Annotated in this window: 15 protein-coding genes; 10 read left to right on the top strand and 5 right to left on the bottom strand. The window is 62.3% G+C overall.

From position 1 onward, the window contains the following. Positions 1-13: 13 nt before the first annotated feature. Positions 14-949, bottom strand: a complete 936-nt coding sequence (locus tag JOE69_RS12865; protein WP_309799314.1) for a DNA-3-methyladenine glycosylase family protein — start codon at positions 947-949, stop codon at positions 14-16. Next, positions 946-2,136 (bottom strand): ArsB/NhaD family transporter, encoded by a 1,191-nt coding sequence (locus JOE69_RS12870; protein ID WP_374709709.1) that lies wholly within the window; start codon positions 2,134-2,136, stop codon positions 946-948. Before JOE69_RS12870 ends, JOE69_RS12865 begins: the two co-directional genes overlap by 4 nt. A 396-nt stretch (positions 2,137-2,532) precedes the next feature. Between JOE69_RS12870 and JOE69_RS12875 the strand changes: the two genes are divergently transcribed. Together JOE69_RS12875 and JOE69_RS12880 are read left to right on the top strand one after the other, a co-directional pair. Next, positions 2,533-3,699, top strand: a complete 1,167-nt coding sequence (locus JOE69_RS12875; RefSeq protein WP_309799316.1) for an RtcB family protein — start codon at positions 2,533-2,535, stop codon at positions 3,697-3,699. Between the two features lie 170 nt (positions 3,700-3,869). Next, positions 3,870-5,075, top strand: a complete 1,206-nt coding sequence (locus tag JOE69_RS12880) for a M20 metallopeptidase family protein (RefSeq protein ID WP_309799318.1) — start codon at positions 3,870-3,872, stop codon at positions 5,073-5,075. Positions 5,076-5,091: 16 nt separating this feature from the next. On the opposite strand, the gene JOE69_RS12885 is transcribed toward JOE69_RS12880, so the two are convergent. Both JOE69_RS12885 and JOE69_RS12890 read right to left on the bottom strand, forming a co-directional pair. Beyond that, positions 5,092-6,390: a DUF2254 domain-containing protein gene (locus JOE69_RS12885; protein WP_309799320.1), complete on the bottom strand. Its 1,299-nt coding sequence runs from the start codon at positions 6,388-6,390 to the stop codon at positions 5,092-5,094. Between the two features lie 40 nt (positions 6,391-6,430). Continuing rightward, on the bottom strand, positions 6,431-7,336 hold the full coding sequence (locus JOE69_RS12890; RefSeq protein WP_309799322.1) for a LysR family transcriptional regulator: 906 nt from the start codon (positions 7,334-7,336) through the stop codon (positions 6,431-6,433). Between the two features lie 87 nt (positions 7,337-7,423). Here JOE69_RS12890 and JOE69_RS12895 point away from each other — a divergent pair, with 87 nt between their 5' ends. From JOE69_RS12895 to JOE69_RS12910, 4 genes are all read left to right on the top strand, one after another. Next, entirely contained in the window at positions 7,424-8,374 is a 951-nt protein-coding gene (locus tag JOE69_RS12895; protein ID WP_309799324.1) for a DMT family transporter, read from the top strand. Positions 8,375-8,443: 69 nt separating this feature from the next. Then, entirely contained in the window at positions 8,444-9,469 is a 1,026-nt protein-coding gene (locus JOE69_RS12900) for an acyl-CoA desaturase (protein ID WP_309799326.1), read from the top strand. A gap of 103 nt (positions 9,470-9,572) precedes the next feature. After that, on the top strand, positions 9,573-10,937 hold the full coding sequence (locus JOE69_RS12905; RefSeq protein ID WP_296364318.1) for a cystathionine beta-synthase: 1,365 nt from the start codon (positions 9,573-9,575) through the stop codon (positions 10,935-10,937). Positions 10,938-10,996: 59 nt separating this feature from the next. Next, on the top strand, positions 10,997-12,160 hold the full coding sequence (locus tag JOE69_RS12910) for a cystathionine gamma-synthase (protein WP_309799328.1): 1,164 nt from the start codon (positions 10,997-10,999) through the stop codon (positions 12,158-12,160). Positions 12,161-12,238: 78 nt separating this feature from the next. On the opposite strand, the gene JOE69_RS12915 is transcribed toward JOE69_RS12910, so the two are convergent. Then, entirely contained in the window at positions 12,239-14,728 is a 2,490-nt protein-coding gene (locus JOE69_RS12915) for a hypothetical protein (protein ID WP_309799330.1), read from the bottom strand. Between the two features lie 800 nt (positions 14,729-15,528). On the opposite strand from JOE69_RS12915, the gene JOE69_RS12920 reads away from it, so the two are divergent. From JOE69_RS12920 to JOE69_RS12935, 4 genes are all read left to right on the top strand, one after another. After that, the gene (locus JOE69_RS12920) at positions 15,529-16,263 is read left to right on the top strand and encodes a S1 family peptidase (protein ID WP_309799333.1); all 735 of its coding nucleotides are present in this window, start codon (positions 15,529-15,531) and stop codon (positions 16,261-16,263) included. A 202-nt stretch (positions 16,264-16,465) separates the two neighbouring features. Next, positions 16,466-17,200 (top strand): S1 family peptidase, encoded by a 735-nt coding sequence (locus JOE69_RS12925; protein WP_309799334.1) that lies wholly within the window; start codon positions 16,466-16,468, stop codon positions 17,198-17,200. A gap of 89 nt (positions 17,201-17,289) precedes the next feature. Further along, positions 17,290-18,018: a S1 family peptidase gene (locus JOE69_RS12930; protein WP_309799336.1), complete on the top strand. Its 729-nt coding sequence runs from the start codon at positions 17,290-17,292 to the stop codon at positions 18,016-18,018. A gap of 94 nt (positions 18,019-18,112) precedes the next feature. Further along, on the top strand, positions 18,113-18,850 hold the full coding sequence (locus JOE69_RS12935) for a S1 family peptidase (protein WP_309799338.1): 738 nt from the start codon (positions 18,113-18,115) through the stop codon (positions 18,848-18,850). The last annotated feature ends 77 nt before the right edge of the window (positions 18,851-18,927 follow it).

Here is an 18,927-nt window from a genome sequence, read left to right on the forward strand (position 1 = left end):
GATCAGGTTCGGCTCAGATGTCCCGGTAGTCGCGCACGCTCATCCGAGGCCCGTGGCGTTCCTTGCTGATACCGGAGAGGTAGAGCATCCGCACTACACGTTGCCGGTGTCCACGCCACGGTTCCAAAAGCTCCATCATGGTGTTGTCATCCACCGGTTGTCCGGTCAACGCCAGGCCCACAAACCCGGCCAAATGGTAATCGCCGACCGCCACCGAGTCTGGATCGCCGTGGCTGCACTGGGTGACTTCCGCCGCAGTCCAGGGGCCGATGCCAGGAATGCTCATCAGTCCAGTGGCAGCCGTTGAGGCATCGGCTGAACCTAGGCGTTCCAGCCCGGCGGCTCGCTTCAGCGCGCGCATCACGGTGTCCGATCGCTGCGGCCCCACCCCGGCTCGGTGCCACTCCCAGGATGGAATCGAAGCCCATTCGGCGGGACTAGGCGCCAATCGCAGCCTGGCTGGAAAACCCGCACTTCCTGCGCCCGGCGGTACTGAACCATAGCGAAAAATCAGTCGGCGGTACCCGGCGAAAGCTTCCTTGCCGGTGACTTTTTGCTCCAGAATGGCCGGAACCAGGCTGTCGATCACCCGGCCGGTGCGCGGCAGACGCAAGCCGGGATGACGACGTCGGGCGGTTTGCACGTGCTCGGGAAGCGATGCTTGGAACGAGCGCGAATCGAACTCCGTCCAATCGTCGTCGGCGCCGAGGAGCGCTGGCGCCGAAGCAAATGCCCGCTCAGCGCCCGGTCCGAAGCCAAGGAGGTTCACCCCATCGGGGAGCTGCTGCAATCGCAAGCTCGCTGCGCCGTCCGGGGTATGGAACGCAAACCACCAGGCACCATCGTGGAAGATCGAGCACGGATCTGCCGGTCCGCGCCGCAGGATGCCGACCGTAGCGTTCAGGTCGTAACTGCCAGTAGGCACCCAGCGCATTTCGAGCGGCGTCATTGTGGCGCTCCGGCGCCAAGCCACAGCGCCGCGACGGAAAGCGGCAACAGCAGCACCACCAGCAGCAGGCCGAGGACTGCGAAACGAGCCCAGGAGATTCGAACTCCCATGCTTTTGAGTCTTTCGTGCCACAACAGGGTGGCCAGCGATGCCCACGGAGTGATGAGCGGGCCGAGGTTGACGCCGATCAGCACCGCGGCCAATCGCAGCGGCGAACCGGAAACCGGTTCCAGGGCCAGGTATGCCGGAAGGTTGTTCACCGCATTGGCCGAGCCTGCGGCCAAGCCGGCTAGCTGGAGCAGGGCCAAGAAGACATTACCTTCTCCCGCGGCGCCGGACAACAATTCAGGCAAACCGTGGGCGTGCAGGGTTGCGATCACCAGGAAAAGGCCAATCGTCAAGATCACCGGACGCCAGGGCAGCATCCGCCAGGACAGGGCGGATCGACGTCGAAAGACAAACACCAACAACAGCACGACGGCGGCCGCCAAGGCCGGGTACTCCACCGGAATTCCGCTGACTAGCGCGGGCAATAGCAGCAGCACGACAGCTGCGCAGATGATCAGAAGCGCGCGGTCCGCCGGTTGACGCACGGCATCCGGCCGATAGCTGCCAGCAAAGTCTTTCCGGAAAAGCAGCCACAGCGCCGCGGCCGGAATCACGACGCCGACCACAGCGGGCGCCCAGAGCAAGCCCGCGAATTGCCAAGGCGTCATGGCTAATTGATGCTGCGCCAGCAGGTTTGTCAGATTGGACACCGGCAGCAACAAGGAAGCGGTATTGGCCAGCCAGACTGTGGTCAAGGCAAACGGCAAGGGCCGGATTCCGGCATGTACCGCAAGCAGCACCACGACTGGCGTGATCAGCACCGCAGTGGTGTCCAAGGATAAGAAAATCGTGCTCAGAGTGGACAAGGCGACCACTAGCAACCAGAGCAAAATGATCCGGCCACGGCCGGTCTGACCGGCTGTTTTGGCCGCCAGCCAGCCGGTCAGCGTGCGGAACACCCCGGCGTCGTCGGCCATTTCGGTGACCAGCGTCATCGCTATGACAAAAAGCAGGATCGGTACGGTGCGCTGGGCCAAAGTCCAGGCATCTGCGCTTGGCAAGAGCCCGGTCAGCAGGAAGGCGAGGCCCAACAGCAATGCCGTACCCGGCACTGCCCACGACCGCACTGCAACCTTCACCAGCCACATCTTGCCATGCAGCTGTGACAATTGGCTCAGGGACAATCAGAGCTTCACAGCACTCGCGGTTGCTGGTACGGTGATAGCTCCGCCACCAGGCGGAGCCCGGATACTGATGCGAAAGGACCGTCCGATGACTTTTACGAACAAGCCCACCGGATCGCTCCTGGGCGCCTCGGAACAGTTGTCTGAGCAGTTGTTCAACTCAGAGCAATCGTTCAACGGCGTTCGCTTTGACGCATCCGGGTTACCGGCAACGGTCTAGATTCACCAGACTTGCAGCCCCGTAACCACAAAGGTACGGGGCTTTTCTTTGCCCGATTCCCCAGAATCGAGCAATAGCTGGCCAGCGGCCCCGTACCTTTTCACTCAGCAAAATCTAGAGAGAAAAGGATCATGAAGAAGATCAATTCGAAGCTCTACAGTTGGGCGTCCATCATTGACGATGCGACGCTGGAGCAGGCCGAAACGGCCTCAACAATGCCATTCATTTACCCGCACCTGGCGCTTATGCCGGATGCGCACTTGGGCAAGGGCGCGACCGTCGGCTCGGTCATTCCTACCCTCGGTGCGATTATCCCGGCCGCGGTGGGTGTGGATATTGGCTGCGGCATGATCGCGGTCAAAACGCAGTTCCAGGCCAGCGAACTGCCCGAAGACCGGAAGAGTCTCCGGGAGCAGATTGAACGGGCAATTCCACTTTCCGCCGGAAGCTACAACCGCAAGGTAGTGGCTACCGCGGTGCCGCGAATTGAAGCGCTCAAGGATTTGGCGGCTAAGGCCGAATTTGATCCGGCGAGTTATGCCGGGAATTGGGAATTGCAGCTGGGGACGCTGGGCAGCGGCAATCACTTCATCGAAGTCTCGTTGGACGAGGACGACGGCGTGTGGCTGTTTTTGCACTCGGGGTCCAGGGGAGTGGGTAATCGGATTGCGCAGAAGCACATTAAGGAAGCGCAGCGGATTGCCAAGCAGTACTGGATTCAGCTGCCAGACCCTGACCTGGCCTACCTGGTTGAAGGAACCGAGGAGTTTACGGCTTACATCCGGCAGCTCAAGTGGGCGCAGCAGTTTGCGCTGTTGAACCGTGAAGAAATGATGGACCGGGTGATCCGACAGTTCTCCGACTGGGTGGGAGCGGCAGTTGTCGAGCAGGACCGGATCAACTGCCACCACAACTTCACCGAGAAGGAAACCCACTTCGGTAAATCGGTGTGGCTGTCCCGGAAGGGTGCGATCAAGGCCAGCCCCGGTGTTCCTGGGCTGATCCCGGGGTCGATGGGGACGGCGTCGTACGTAGTTGTTGGTAAGGGTAACGCGATGGGGATGGACTCCTCGCCGCACGGAGCCGGCCGGGAATACTCCCGGTCCCGGGCTCGGAAGAGTTTTACCCACGACCAGCTGCGCGAAGCGATGGCCGGCATCGAGTACCGGGATACCGATGCCTTTATTGATGAAATTCCGCAGGCGTACAAGCCGATTGACACCGTAATGGCCGATGCAATGGATTTGGTGGAAATCAAGCACACGCTGCGGCAGATCATCAACGTGAAGGGCGACTGAGCCTGCTGGCCGGAAGCTGAGCAGACCGGGCGGACCCAGGCAACCGATTCTGCCCGAAAGGGCCGAAAACGGGCTTGGGTCCGCCTGCGCTGTTCGCCTTGGCCAAGCTGGCATAGGCTGAATTCCGGTGCCGCTGCCGGTGCCGCCGCCGACCTCGAAGGAGCCTCCGAATGACCACCCGCACCCAGGAACTCGCTGCCGGATTCGCCGGGGACATCGTGGCGCTGCGTCGCGATTTGCACCAGAATCCGGAAATCGGTCTGGACTTGCCGCAAACCCAGCAGCGGATCCTCGATGCTCTGGCACCGCTGGACCTGGAGATCACCCTGGGCAAAGGGCTCAGTTCGGTGACTGCCGTCCTGCGCGGCGGAAAGCCGAGCGAAGGGGATCGTCCGGTGGTTTTGCTCCGGGGCGATATGGACGGTCTGCCGGTGGATGAACTGGTGGACGTCCCGTTCGCTTCGACCAACGGCGCGATGCACGCCTGCGGGCATGATCTGCACGTCGCCGGTTTGGTGGGGGCGGCGAAGATCCTGCATGCGATGCGCGACGACCTGGCCGGCGACGTGGTCTTCATGTTCCAGCCCGGCGAAGAGGGGCCCGGCGGCGCCAAGCCGATGATCGACGAGGGCCTGTTGGACGTGGCGGGCAAGCGCGTCGATGCTGCTTACGGCCTGCATGTGATGTCGGACCAGGCGCCGCGTGGGGTCTGGACCGCGCGCCCGAAGACTTTGATGGCTTCGCCGGACACCCTGCGGGTGAGCTACCTCGGCCAGGGCGGGCACGGGTCGACGCCGTTCCGGGCCAATGATCCGATTCCGGCGTTGTGCGAAGCGGTGACCGCGTTGCAGACCATGGTGACCCGGCATTTCGACATCTTCGATCCGGTCGTGGTGACCGTGGGCCACATCTTCGGCGGCAGCAAAGAGAACATCATCCCGGACAGCGCCGGTTTCGAGGCCACGGTGCGTTCGTTCAGCCCGGAGACCCGGGCCAAGGCCGAAGAGCTGAGCGTCCGGCTGCTGGAAGGGATCGCGGCCGCGCACGGACTCACCTCCGAAGTGCACTTCGAACACGTCTACCCGGTCACGGTCAATGACGAAGCCGAATTCGCCTTCACCCGGAGCACCATCGAAGAACTCTTCGGTGAGCCGCGTTTCCACCTCATGGAGAACCCGATTCCCGGTGGCGAAGACTTCTCCTACGTGTTGGAAGAAGTCCCCGGGGCGTATGTCTTCCTCAGCGCCTGCGTCTTCGAGGACCCGGCCGATGCCGACGCCAACCACTCGCCGCGCGCCGCGTTCGACGACGTCGTGCTGGCCGATGGGGCGGCGCTGCTCGCCGAACTGGCGGTGCGCCGGATCAACCGGGGCTGAGCTGGCCGTGGGGAACCTAGGCGCCCTCAGGCAACTTCGCTTCGAAACCCGCCAAATCGTCAGCATCAGGGTTGTGGTCTCGGTAGTTCTGGCGAAGTAGCCGGAGTTGCCGCTGCACTCGGGATGCCAGTTCCGGTCCGACCGGCGATCGATTCGCCGCTGCCGCGGTGATCAGGCGGTTGCCCAGCTTCACCAGCTCCAGCAGAACCGGCGGGTGGTCGATGCCATTGCGTCGAATGGCGCTGAAAACCGAGTCGATCACATCACCCAGATCGGCTCGGCTGACGATGAGTCGCAAGTTGCCGTTCGAATCTTCCCGGCCAAGAGCGGAGTCCGCCCGGGCTGCCAACAAAGTCAAGCCGGGTCCCAGTTCAGCTAGTGCATTGCAGGCCGTATAGGGATCGTTCGTGCTCGGGGAGAGGGCCCGAACCGCCATCTCTTCCAACTGTTGCACCGCGAACCGGAGGTCCTGGAACGGCGTGCGGGCATCGTCGACGGTGAAAAATCGACGGATCTGTTCGGCGTCCCCGCCTTCTCCGTAACTGACCGCCAAAGGTTCCGATTCGATGAGGTGGTCGCCCACTTGGGCGCGGACTTCGATCACCAGATCGTGCTCCTGAGCCCATCGGAGAAGACCGGACTCGTCGACCTCCTGCACATAGCCGGAACGCAGCGGATGGGCGGTGCGCTGCAGCCCGGTTCGCGGGCCGGAAGCCTCTGTCACGCAGTCCGCCGGCTCTGCGGGGTAGAGCCGCTCGACGGTGGCGATCAAATCTTTTTTGACCCGTTCGGAGAGAGTGGAGACTTGGACGGAGTCGGCGATGTGGTTGATGAAGTAGACCAGGATGGCGACATCGGCGATGGCGATGAGCACCGCGAGCATGATCGCCAGGGCCGGAACGAAAGCGCCACCGTCCTGCGAGGGATCCCTGATCGTTCGGAGCACCAGCAGCGCGTAAACGAAGGTCGCCCCGAAGCTGCCCAGGACCAGCTGGTTTCCCCGATCTGACATGAAATTGCGCACCAAGCGCGGCCCGTAGGTGGAACTTGCCGTGGCCAACACCGAGATCGTGATCGAAAAACTAGTCGCAGCCACGGCGAGGATTGAACCGGCTACGGCGCCGAGGATGTCGCGACCGCCGCTCGCGCTGACTACATCGAGCCAGTCCAACTGGTCCCGTAGCCCGGCAGCCACCACCGCGCGGTCGATCCCCACCACGACTTCCGCCAGGATTATCGCGAGCAGAACCACCAGCGCGGGCACGAACCAGAAACTATCGACGGCTCGACGCAGCCGGAGCAGGAGACTAGACATTGTCCAAGCGTAGCCGCGCGCCGGCCAATCATCTCGCGGTTCAAGCCAGAAGCAGCTCGCCCGCCCGCCGGGTGGTCTCCGGCGACGGCCCGTCGAGCGAATCAACCAGAGCTTCGGCCAAGGGATGCCAAGGACGGGAAGCCGGCCCGCAAATCACCAGTTCGCGTTGCAGCCGTGGCGTGAGCGGGACCAGCACCAGTTCCGCGGGCAGCATGGCTTCGCCCAAGCTGGGCATCACGCCGACGCCGAGGCCTTGCCGGACCAGGCTCAGCAAGGTGCCCAATTCACGGACCCGCTGGGTTGCCGCGTACCGGATGCCGGCTAGCTCATGGATCCGGCGGACTTGCTCTTCGCAACCGCCGGTAGAGGAGATCAATCCGTCTTCGATCAGTTCGGCCAGCGGGATCTCGGCCTGTGCCGCGAGCGGGTGGTCACGCCGGACCAGCGCGCGGAAGACATCGCTGGCCACCAGCCGTGAGCGCTTGTCCCGGTCCTTCGGGTCGACCAGGATCGCGGCATCGACCAGGCCGCTGTCCAGCCACTCTGGCAGTTCTTCGTCGTCGCCTTCGAACACTTGCACGTCGACGCGCGGCAGCCGGGCGGACCACAGCTGGAGCAGCCCTGGCAGCAAACCCTGGCAGACCGTGGGCACTGCGGCCAGCCGGACGGTTCCGGAGTGCTCGCCGGAATGCTCCCGGACGCTGGCTTCGAGGGCGTCGACGGCGGCCAGCACGGTCCGTGCGCGGGGGATCAACTGGGCACCCAGCGCAGTAGGCGTCACGCCGGAGCTGCGGACCAGCAGCGGCCCGGAGATTTCCCGTTCCAAGGTGGAGATCGCATGCGAGACCGCGGACTGGCTGACCCCCAGGGCCACGGCGGCCACGGAGAAACTGCGGTGATCGACGACGGCGGCGAAAGCCCGCAGTTGCGGAATGGTCACTGACATGAACCCTCCTCATGTTTGCATTAGGTTTACCTGTTTGATTCATGGGGCTGCGGCTCTGATACTAGTCCTGGAACAAAGGAGCGCACAATGCCGGAATCATCGCGGAAACCCACCACCCTGCTGGTCTTCTTGGGGCTGGCCGTGGTCTGGGGCTCGAGTTTCCTGTTCATCAAGGTCGGTCTGCAGGGGCTCTCCGCACCCCAGGTGGTTTTCGGCAGAGTCGGCTTCGGCGCTTTGACGCTGGTCGCGGTGATGCTCCTTTCGCGGCGCCGTTGGCCGCGCGAGCGTTGGATTTGGGGGCACATGCTCGTCGTCGGGCTGTTCTTCTGCGTATTCCCGTTCTTGCTCTTCGCCTGGGCCGGCGAAACGCTGCCTTCCGGGCTCTCCAGCATCCTCAATGCGACCACCCCGATCATGACTTTGGCGATCGCGGCGATCATGCTGCCCGCGGAACGGTTGAACGCCCTGCAGATTGCCGGTCTGGTCCTGGGCATCGCGGGTGTGCTGGTGATCGTCGGTCCCTGGGAGCTGTTCACCAGTCCGGCCTTCTACCAATCGGTGCCGGCCCAGATCGCCTGCCTGGGGGCCACCGCCTGCTACGGGTTCGCACTCAGCTATCTGCGCCGGTTCATCTCCGGAAAACATTCCTACGATGCGCCGACGATCGCTGCAGTGCAGCTGGTGCTGGCCTTCGGAGTGATCCTGCTGATCACCCCGTTCACGATGTTCACCCCGATGCAGTTGAGCTGGCCGGTGGTGTTGTCGGTTGCCGCACTGGGCATCCTGGGTACTGGCGTGGCTTACATCGGGAACACCGTGGTGGTCTCGAATTGGGGAGCCAATGCCGCCGCGGGGGTCACCTATCTGGTGCCGGTGGTGGGCGTGCTGCTGGGAGTCCTGGTGCTGCAGGAGACCCTGCATTGGAACGAGCCGGTGGGCGGGTTGATCGTGATCCTCGCGATTCTGATCAGCCAAGGCAGACTGCGATTCCCGGTCCGAAAACCGGCGCCCGAATTGCCGCTCCGAGAAACCATCTGATCGGCCGTCGGTTCCGAATGGCTTCAGGGGAGAGATTGACCAACCTGCCCAGAAGCCGTGGAGGAACAGATGAGCCATCGAAGTGGGATGCCAAAACCTGGCGCCAAGCCAGGATTCAGCCCGTCCAAAACCGATTCGACGGTGGATTTGACCACCTACGCCGTCGAGCATCCGGAACTCACCGGGCCGCGTCCCGTGGTGCACGGGCCGCGAACCCTGATGTCCCAGATCAGTGTCTATGCCGGAGTGCTGCTTCCCCTGTCGGCGCTGATCGCTGCGGTTCCGCTGCTGTGGGGGAAAGCCCTGGGCTGGGCCGACGTCGGGCTTTTCCTGGTTTTCTACCTGATCACCGGGCTCGGTGTGACGGTCGGCTTCCACCGTTACTTCACGCACGGCTCCTTCCGGGCGGTGAAGCCGCTGCGTGCAGCTTTGGCTATTGCCGGCTCGATGGCGGTGCAGGGATCAGTCATCACCTGGGTCGCCGATCACCGCAGGCACCATGCCTTTTCGGACACTGACGGGGATCCGCACTCGCCGTGGGCTTTCGGGACGTCGCCCTGGGCCTTGACCAAAGGCTTCTGGCACGCGCATATGGGTTGGCTTTTCGAACGGGATGTGACCAACCGGGTCCGGTTCGCCCCGGACCTGCTCAAAGACCGGATGATTTTCCGGATCCACAACCTGTTCCCGCTCTGGGCGTTGGCGACTTTGCTGCTGCCCGGCATCATCGGCGGTCTGATCGGCCAAAGCTGGTGGAGTTTTTGGACTGCATTGTTCTGGGCCGGATTGGTACGGGTCGCAGTGCTGCACCATGTGACCTGGTCGGTGAATTCGATTTGCCACATGATCGGCGAGCGGCCCTACGCCTCCCGGGACAAAGCGGCGAATTTCTGGCCCTTGGCGATCGTCTCCTTCGGTGAATCCTGGCACAACTCGCACCATGCCGACCCGAGTTGCGCCCGGCATGGCGTCCGGCGCGGGCAAATCGACATCTCCGCCCGAACCATCTGGATCTTTGAGAAATTCGGCTGGGCCAGCAAGATCAAATGGCCGAACGCTGAAAGATTCGCAAAATTGGCCATTGTGAAGGATTAGATTCGATTTCGGCTGAAAAAGAGGTTCGACCGGTGTTTCCCTTGATGACTCGGTGTCGCAAAGTTTTTGCCGCCCGCCGACGCAGACGGCTAGCGTTGGCAGTATGAAATATGCCAACTCGGTGCTTGACCTGATCGGAAACACGCCACTGGTCAAATTGAACAGCGTCACCGAGGGGATCGCGGCCACGGTTCTGGCCAAAGTCGAGTACCTCAATCCCGGGGGATCCGCGAAGGACCGGATCGCGGTCAAAATGCTCGACGAGGCGGCGAAGGCCGGGCTGATCGAACCCGGTGGAACTGTGGTCGAGCCGACCTCCGGCAACACCGGCGTCGCTATGGCGCTGGTGGCGCAGCAGCGCGGCTACAACTGCGTCTTCGTGGTGCCGGACAAAGTCTCCGAGGACAAAAGGGCGACGATCCGGGCCTACGGCGCCGAAGTGGTGGTCACCCCCACTGCGGTCGCCGCCGATTCGCCGCAGTCCTATTACGGGGTGTCGGATCGGATCGCGCGGGAGACTCCGGGTGCCTACAAGCCCGACCAGTTCTCGAATCTGAATGGGCCGCTGAGCCATTACGAGAGCACGGGTCCGGAAATCTGGCGGGATACCGAAGGCAAAGTCACGCATTTCGTGGCCGGCATCGGCACCGGGGGCACGATCACCGGTACCGGGCGGTACTTGCGTGAAATTTCCGGCGACACGGTGCGGGTCATCGGCGCTGATCCGGAAGGCTCCGTCTATTCCGGCGGCACCGGGCGGCCATACCTGGTGGAGGGCGTCGGCGAAGACATCTGGCCGCCGGCCTATGATCCGGACGTGCCGCACGAGGTGATCGCGGTCAGCGATGCGGACAGCTTCGAGATGACCCGGCGGTTGGCCAAAGAAGAAGGCCTGTTGGTCGGCGGATCCAGCGGCATGGCCGTGGTCGCCGCGCTCCGCGCAGCCGAGGGCCTGGGGCCCGACGACGTCGTGGTCGTGCTGCTGCCGGATTCCGGACGCGGCTACCTGGCCAAGATCTTCAGCGATGAATGGATGCAGTCCTACGGCTTCCTCAAGCTCGGCGACGAACCTGCGGTCGGTGAAGTGCTCCGGGCCAAGACCGGCCAGCTGCCCGATCTGGTGCACATCCATCCGAACGAGACGGTGCGCGACGTGATCCGGTTGATGGACGAGTACGGGGTTTCGCAGATCCCGGTGCTCAGCGCGGAACCGCCCGTCGTGATGGGCGAAGTGGTCGGCTCGGTGGACGAGCGGTTGCTGACCGCGAAGCTCTTCCGCGGCGAGGCCAAGATGACCGATAAGATCACCGAACACATGAGCGCGGTTCTGCCGATGGTCGGCTCCCTGGAGCCGATTTCCGCTGCCCGGGAAAAGCTGCAGGACGTCGACGCGCTGTTGGTGACCTTCGTCGGAGCTCCGGTGGGAATTCTTACCCGGCACGATTTGCTGTTCTACCTGCAGGACTGACTCCGGCGCCGATAGCAGGCTTCCTTTTGTACCGCATCTGATTTTTGGAGGATTCACCCGTGGCTGATCTCAACGAGCTCGGTTTCAATACCCGCGCGGTCCACGCCGGGCAAGAGCCGGACCCAGTGACCGGGGCGGTGGTGGGCGGAATAGTGCAGTCCTCGACGTTCGCCCAGGACGGCATCGGCCAGTTGCGCAACGGCTACGAATACGGCCGTGGCACGAACCCGACCCGGGACTCGCTGCAGACCCAACTGGCCGCCGTCGAGCAGGCTCGGCACGCTTTTTCCTTCAGCTCCGGCTTGGCCGCGGAGGATTCGCTGATCCGGGCGCTGTTGCGGCCCGGCGACCACATCGTGCTCGGCAACGACGTTTACGGCGGCAGCTACCGGTTGATCGACCGGGTGCTCGGGCCGTGGGGGATCTCGCATTCCACTGCGGACATGGCCTCGGCGCCGAGCGTGGCCGCGGCGGCGACCGGAGCGACCAAGATGTTCTGGGTGGAAACGCCGTCGAACCCGATGATGAAGATCACCGATATCGCGGCGCTCGCCGAGATCGCACATGCGCAGGGCGCGCTGTTGCTCGTGGACAACACTTTCGCCTCGCCATACCTGCAGACTCCGATTGCCCTGGGTGCGGACATCGTGGTGCATTCGACCACCAAGTACATCGGCGGGCACTCCGATGTGATCGGCGGTGCGGTGATGGTGAACGACGACGGGTTGGCTGAGAAGATCGGTTTCGTGCAGTTCGCGGTGGGCGCGGTTTCCGGACCGATGGACGCCTTTCTGACCACCCGCGGACTCAAGACGCTGGGCATCAGGATGGACCGGCATTCGGCGAACGCGCTGCAGATCGCGCAGTGGTTGACCGGGCGCCCCGGGGTGGAGCGGGTGCTTTACCCCGGTTTGGCGGAGCACCCGGGGCACGAACTCGCGGCCCGGCAGATGCGCGCGTTCGGCGGCATGATCTCGGTGCAGTTCTCCGGCGGGGCGCAGGTTGCCAGGGCGGTGGCCGAGTCCACCAAGCTGTTCACTCTGGCCGAATCGCTGGGTGGGATCGAATCTTTGATGAATTACCCCGCGGAGATGACGCATGCCTCGGTGAAGGGTACCGAGTTGGAGGTCCCGGAGAACCTGATCCGGCTTTCCGTCGGCATCGAAGAGGTCGAAGACCTGATCGCGGACCTGGACCAGGCTTTGAAAATCGCAGTCAGCTGAGCCAAAGCCGAGCGCCCGGTGCGCTGCCGGATTCCCGGTTACCGGTTGGCTGCGCACCGGACGCCGGGCTTCGCGGAATCAGGCCGGCCAGGGTCGATTGCGGACTCGGCTGATAATATCTTGCGGCACCCCGACCAAGCTGTCCAAGGAGTCCTTGAATTTGGCATAGTCACCGTTTGCCGAGGAACTGGTGAAGCGTGCGAACGCCGTGCCCTGCACTCCGAAGAGGGATTGGCCGAGATCGTCAATCCAGCGTTTTTGGGTCTTCAGGACCTGGTTTCCGGTCAAGGTTTCGGTTTGCAGCGTGTCGAAGTAGACCGAGGCAAAGGCGATCTTCCGGCCCCAGTCAGTGACATATCCGGCATTCTGCAGCCGTTGGAACGTGGTGGTGGTGGCTTCGCGTTCCGGCGAGGTGGCATTGATGAATGCCAGGATCACGGCTACCAGGCCAAAGACGGCGGCGGCAAATCCCAGCGTCATCGCAACCACCCCTGCGGCAGCTGACGCGATGATTTCGAAAGTGATCGCGAGGCCGAGCCCTGACGATACCAGGGCCAGCGCGTCGGAGGTGAGGAAAAGCCAGCCACTGGCTCCCTGGGATTCCCCGCTGGACAATGAGACGACGTCGTAGCTGAACGCGAGCAGATCCCCGATGACGCCGGCCAGGGCCAGACTCGCAGTGAATACCCTGGCGCCGAGCCGGGCCGAGCTTGCGGCCAGTCCGGTGCCCGCGACAACCGATTCCATGACTGCGGCCGAGGCTGAAGCTTCAACCTGATCCATGATCGCTGCTCGGGCCGCGCTTCTTCTCCCCGAGGGGAGTTTTGCCAAGGCTTCGTCGAGCGTTGAGTTCAAGGCTTGTTCAACCGATGATCCCGAAACGTCGATTCTCGGCTGGATTGCCACAGCGCCCTCTTCGGACAGCGAACGCAGCGCGGTGGCTGTGGTGTTCGAGACATTGTCGGCGGCAATGATTCCCCTCCAGGCGACGCCGGAAGACAGCTCGTAAACTTCTGGAGCAGCAAGATTGAACCCGGCAAGACTGGCTGCGGCTTTTGACGTGGTCTGGGCCTTGCTGAGGAAGGTCACCAGGAGCGTGCGCAACGACCCGAGGGCCGAATAGGTGCTGAAAACGCTTCCGGCGAAGCCTAGGGCGGTCGCTGGGGTGACCTTCTGCTTGGCGATTTTGTCGTTCAACGCCAACGACTTGTAAACCAACCGGGTGATCGAAAGCACTGCCGAAACCGAACCTAGGACGCCGTGGGAATTCAAGGTATTGAGCCCGTCGACCAACTTCGCCTTAGCGCCGACGTTATTGGTGAAAACCGTGTCGGTTTCGGCAACAGCTTGGGAAATTTGGGCATTGGTGAATTCGCCGTTGGACTCTCCGACGAATTCAAAGGCGGTCAGCCGCATGAAGGTATTGCGGATCGCTACGCTTCGATCCAACCCGGGGAGATCGTCGGCCGAGTTGGGCAGGAGTTCGAGGATGCCCGCAATCGCACTGGTGGCCTTCCGCAGTGTGGAGAGGGAAGATGCCCCGATTCCGACCTCGAGATTCTCGAGGGTGTAGCGCTGCATGGTCACGTCGTAGGCTGAGTCCGCAGCGGGGAACTCGCCCTTGACGAACTGCTCGAAGGGCTGGGCCAAGTAGCTGCTGGCGGCTCCGGCGGAGATCTTCTGCAAGCTGGTGCCTGCTGGATCGAGGATGGTGATCGTAGCCATCTCGCGTGCATGCCAATACTTCTCAGCTTTGCTTAGAGCGGGGTCTTTGACGACTTCAACCAAGTACTTCTGATACCCGCTGGACGTCTGGCCGGTGATGAGTTTGGTTCGCCATTCGAGCGGAGTCAGAGGCTCTTGGTTGAGGCTGAAGCCGGACAGGATCCGGTTGATCAAGGCATTGCTGTAGTCGGCCTGGATTGCTTTGTTCCGCAGGCATTCCGCGATATCCAGGGAGGCTTTTTCGCGTCCGGCGTCCGGCTCCCCCGATGAGCCATTGAGCAGATAGGAGAGATCGGAAGGGTAGAGCGGAAAGTTCTTATCGCCGCCGTACGTTGCGGATCCTCCGTTGTTGTACAAGGCATTGGCCCACATGCCCGTGCTGGCGAGCGAGATGCAACTCATCGCGTCACTGAGCTTTTTCCGCAGTTCGGGAAGCCTCTGGGCGCTCGGATCGTTCGGTGCCGGGTCTACCTTCGAACTGGCGAAGAAGTGGGCCGATTCTGTGTCCACAGTGCGTTTCGACCAGGACTGACTGGTGTCTGCGGCATACGCTTCGCCGAGCGTGGTCAACGCCGTGTATCCAAAGCTCTTCGGGTCCTCGCCTTGGACGACAGTGGTGATGTCGGAAAAAGCCGTGACCGGGAGGCCGAATTGGTTGCGCAGCTGGTTGAGCTTGGCGGTGTCTGCTTCACTGGGCCGGTCCTCTCGGGCAATGGCTCCGGAGGACTGGGGCTTCAGTGAGGTGGGCTTTGCGCTGGCTGGCGAAGCGGACAGGACCGGGATTGCGGCGCCGGTGAGAACCGCCAGGCTCAGGAACCCTCTACGGCCGAAGGCCTTGCTCATGGTGTTATTCACGAAAAACTCCCCAATGTGATGAATATCAGTTGATTGACCAGAATTTGTGTTGCACATCATTGGGTGCAACAGCGCGCGAACGATTCGCAGTCGAAGCGTAAGTTCCGCAACCTGTCGGAAGTCTGACAGTAGTCTGAGTCCTGACTGTGTCCGGAGAATTCAACGTTTTTTACATTAATAATTTGCCTTGTTTTCGTAAAGACGCAGTGTCGGATTCAGTGGCATCTGGACCCGCACCGGGACGCTTCCTCTCCGATCTGCCTGGGGCTGACGTGGAACAGGCGCTTGGCTGCGGTTCCGGATCCCTTATGCGAAATGAGCGGATGCCGGCACTAGCGTAATACTTCTTCATCGAATTCTGACGGAAATCCATCGATGAAGTTTTCGGTGCGGACCGTCGGAGATTCGCATTCGGGATAATTCGATATTTACTCGGATTTGAATTCTGGAAATCGAATTTCAACGGTCATGCATCGAATTTCAACGGTTCGTCCGGGCCTGCTGGGTTGGGCTGGTGGCAACCATCGGGGCGATGGAGCCACGGCCCGTCCGGTGAAAAGTAGGCCAATTCACAGCCCGCGGTCAGTCTGGGCGACGTTGTCTGCACGATGCACGCTGATTGCCTTGGAATAGCCTGGAAAAAGTGTCGTGAGGCAACTTCTGGGAGTAGCGTTCAAGCCGCGGCGGCAACAGCCAATCGTGGTTGCCGATTCGTTTTGGAACACTGTCCAGCGGGCAAAGACGCGCGCCGGATTCGATCATTCACAAAATGACCAAGAAGGATAAGAATGAACAAGATCTTCAAGTCGGTCCTGGTAGGGGCCGCTGCTGCATCGATGGCATTCCTCGGCACCGGCGCTGCGAGCGCTGCTCCGGTCGCTGGTGGTGGAGCCACTCCGGACATCGTCGGCGGCACCAAAGCCCCGGCCACCGCCTGGGAAGTCCAGTTGATCTTCGTGCAGAACGGCGGCACCTATGGTTGCACCGGCGAAGCCATTTCGGCCGACTGGATTCTGACCGCCAACCACTGCATCGATGGCGACACGTCAATGAACGTGTACTACTCGAACAGCACCACCAACCGCGGTACCGCCATCAAAGCGGACAAATGGGTGACTTCCGGCAAGGGCGACGTGGCCCTGGTCCACCTCTCCCAGTCGAAGAACCTCGGTTCTTACCCGGCGCTGGCGGACAGCTACACCGCCACTTCCGGCGATGCCGGCAAGATCATGGGCTACGGCCGGCGCGCCAACGCTGCCAACGCCGATGGCCTCTACCAGGCCAACGTCACGGTGATCGGCAAGAGCACCGATGCCTACCGCGGCACCGCGGTGCACATCAAGGGCGTCGACGGCGCCGCGAACCACGGTGACTCCGGCGGCCCCTTGATCGTCGGCGGCAAGATCGTCGGCGTGTGCTCGACTGGTGACGACCAAGACCCCGGCGCGAATACCCAGGCCGGCAGCAACTACGCCAATCTGACCGCTTCGCGCAGCTGGATCAAGAGCACCTCGGGCGTCTGAGCCCTTTCCCCGGTCGTCGGGTGGCTCCCGTCCGAGCCACCCGACCACCTCGAACTGATTCCTGCCGGAGCTGAAGACGCGGGGCGCCTCAGCGTGGCGGTTGAATCTGTTTCACAATCTTTTGCCGAAACCGTAAATATGCCGAATATTTGCGGAGTTTTTTATGCCCATTTTCAGGAATAGAAAGAGACAGGAACCTATTGTGAACAAAGTTTTCAAGTCGGTATTGATCGGCGCGGCTGCTGCGTCGATGGCTTTCCTCGGCACCGGCGCGGCGAGCGCTGCTCCGGTCGCTGGTGGTGGAGCCACTCCGGACATCGTCGGCGGCACCAAAGCCCCGGCCACCGCCTGGGAAGTCCAGTTGATCTTCGTGCAGAACGGCAGCAGCTATGGTTGCACCGGCGAAGCCATCTCCGCTGAATGGGTCCTGACCGCCCAGCACTGCATCGACGGCATCAGCTCGATGAATGTCTACTACAGCAACAGCACCACGAACCGCGGAACGGCCATTGCCGCCGACAACTGGGTTGCTTCGGACAACGGCGACGTCGCCCTGGTGCACCTGTCCCAGTCGAAGAACCTCGGTTCCTACCCGGCGCTGGCGGACAGCTACACGGCCAACGCAGGCGACAAGGGTGTCGTGATGGGCTATGGCCGGCGCGCCAACGCGGTCCAATCCGATGGCCTCTACCAGGCGAATGTCCAGGTGGTCGGCGCCAGCACCGACGCCTACGGTGGCACGGCTGTGCACATCAAGGGCGTCAACGGCGCTTCCAACCACGGTGACTCCGGCGGGCCTTTGTTGGTCGGCGGCAAGATCGTGGGCGTCTGCTCCACGGGCGATAGCTCGGATCCCGGTGCGGACATCCATGCCGGCAGCAACTACGCCAACCTGACTGATTCCCGTCAGTGGATCTCGGACACCGCAGGGGTCTGATTCAGAGCTTTGAAGCAATGGCCGGCCTACTTGAACTGGGTAGGCCGGCCATTGCGCTATATATCCCAGCAAAAACAAAGGAGTTTTCGATGAACAAGGTCTTGAAATCCGTTTTGGTCGGTGCAGCTGCTGCATCGATGGCATTCGTCGGCGTGGGGGCGGCCAATGCTGCTCCGGTCGGCTCCGGGTCGACTCCGGATATCGTCGGTGGCACCAAGGCCCCAGCGACGCCGTGGGCGGTCCAGCTCATTTTCCAGCAGGACGGGGCCAGCTACGGTTGCACCGGCGAAGCAATTTCGGCCGAGTGGGTATTGACCGCTAATCACTGTGTCGACGGCGATACCGGGATGAAGGTCTACTACTCGAACAGCACCACGAACCGTGGCACCGGCATCGCTGTAGACCAGTTCTACTCGTCGACCAATGGCGACGTCGCTCTGGTTCACCTTTCGCAGGCAAAGAACTTGGGCTCTTATCCGGCGCTGGCGGACAGCTACACCGCAAAAGCCGGTGATCAAGCCGTGATCATGGGTTACGGACACCGCGCCAACGGCGCCAACGCGGATGGCCTCTACCAGGCAAACGTCAAGGTCCTCGGCTCAAGCACCGATGCGTATGACGGCACCGCGGTGCACATCCAAGGCGTTAACGGTGGCGCAAACCATGGCGACTCCGGCGGCCCGATCATCATCGGCGGCAAGATCGTCGGCGTCGCGTCAACGGTCGACGCGGAGCCCGGCGCAAGCACTACCGGAAAAGCCAACTACGCCAACCTGACAGATTCGCGCCAGTGGATTTCAGACACTTCGGGCGTCTGAACTAAGTCCGGCATCTGACCGGCTGGCCCGGTCCCGGTAAAGGGCCCGGTCAGCTGTTTTTCCTAACCCCCAACTTCGTCTGAAGGAATTCCTCATGAACAAGATTTTCAGATCGGTTCTGGTCGGTGCGGCTGCCGCGTCGATCGCTTTCATCGGCGCCGGCGCAGCCGGCGCTGCCCCGGTCGGCAACGGCGGGGCGACGCCGAACATCGTCGGCGGCAGCAAAGCCCCGGCGACGCCGTGGGCGGTTCAGCTCATTTTCCAGAAGACCGGGCAGTCGGGCAGCTTCGGTTGCACCGGCGAGGCCATTTCTGCCGATTGGGTCTTGACCGCGGGGCACTGCGTCAAGGGCGTCAGCGGCATGAAGGTCTACTACTCCAACGTGACTCCGGCCAGCGGCGAGAACATCGCGGTCGACAACTTCTACTCGCAGCCGGGCAACGACGTTGCTTTGGTGCACTTGTCGAAGTCCAAGCAGCTGGACTCCTACCCGGCGCTCACGGACAGCTACAAGGTCAGCACCTCGGACACCGGGTTGATCATGGGTTACGGGCACCGTGCAAACGACGCGGTCGCTGATGGCCTCTACCAGGCCAAGCAGAAAGTCATCGGCTCCAGCAGCGACACCGCAGGCGGCCCGGCGATCCACCTGCAAGGTGTGGATGGCAGCGCCAACCGCGGCGATTCCGGCGGCCCGTTGATCATCGGCGGCAAAATCGTCGGCGTTGCTTCGACGGTTGATTCGCTTCCTGGCGCAAGCACCACGGGCAAGGCCAACTACGCGAGCGTGACGAACGCCCGCCAGTGGATCAAGAGCACTTCCGGAGTCTGATTTTCCGGCCAAAGCCAGGTAGCAAAAAGGTGCGCTAAACACTGTGTTTAGCGCACCTTTTTGTCGATTAGCCCGGC

The organism is Arthrobacter russicus (assembly GCF_031454135.1).
Lineage (GTDB): Bacteria > Actinomycetota > Actinomycetes > Actinomycetales > Micrococcaceae > Renibacterium > Renibacterium russicum.

Excerpts from the sequence above, each read along its gene's own strand:
- JOE69_RS12865 (WP_309799314.1), bottom strand. The coding sequence starts at position 949 with ATGACGCCGCTCGAAATGCGCTGGGTGCCTACTGGCAGTTACGACCTG.
- JOE69_RS12875 (WP_309799316.1), top strand. The coding sequence starts at position 2,533 with ATGAAGAAGATCAATTCGAAGCTCTACAGTTGGGCGTCCATCATTGAC.
- JOE69_RS12880 (WP_309799318.1), top strand. The coding sequence starts at position 3,870 with ATGACCACCCGCACCCAGGAACTCGCTGCCGGATTCGCCGGGGACATC.
- JOE69_RS12885 (WP_309799320.1), bottom strand. The coding sequence starts at position 6,390 with ATGTCTAGTCTCCTGCTCCGGCTGCGTCGAGCCGTCGATAGTTTCTGG.
- JOE69_RS12890 (WP_309799322.1), bottom strand. The coding sequence starts at position 7,336 with ATGTCAGTGACCATTCCGCAACTGCGGGCTTTCGCCGCCGTCGTCGAT.
- JOE69_RS12895 (WP_309799324.1), top strand. The coding sequence starts at position 7,424 with ATGCCGGAATCATCGCGGAAACCCACCACCCTGCTGGTCTTCTTGGGG.
- JOE69_RS12900 (WP_309799326.1), top strand. The coding sequence starts at position 8,444 with ATGAGCCATCGAAGTGGGATGCCAAAACCTGGCGCCAAGCCAGGATTC.
- JOE69_RS12905 (WP_296364318.1), top strand. The coding sequence starts at position 9,573 with ATGAAATATGCCAACTCGGTGCTTGACCTGATCGGAAACACGCCACTG.
- JOE69_RS12915 (WP_309799330.1), bottom strand. The coding sequence starts at position 14,728 with ATGAGCAAGGCCTTCGGCCGTAGAGGGTTCCTGAGCCTGGCGGTTCTC.
- JOE69_RS12920 (WP_309799333.1), top strand. The coding sequence starts at position 15,529 with ATGAACAAGATCTTCAAGTCGGTCCTGGTAGGGGCCGCTGCTGCATCG.
- JOE69_RS12930 (WP_309799336.1), top strand. The coding sequence starts at position 17,290 with ATGAACAAGGTCTTGAAATCCGTTTTGGTCGGTGCAGCTGCTGCATCG.
- JOE69_RS12935 (WP_309799338.1), top strand. The coding sequence starts at position 18,113 with ATGAACAAGATTTTCAGATCGGTTCTGGTCGGTGCGGCTGCCGCGTCG.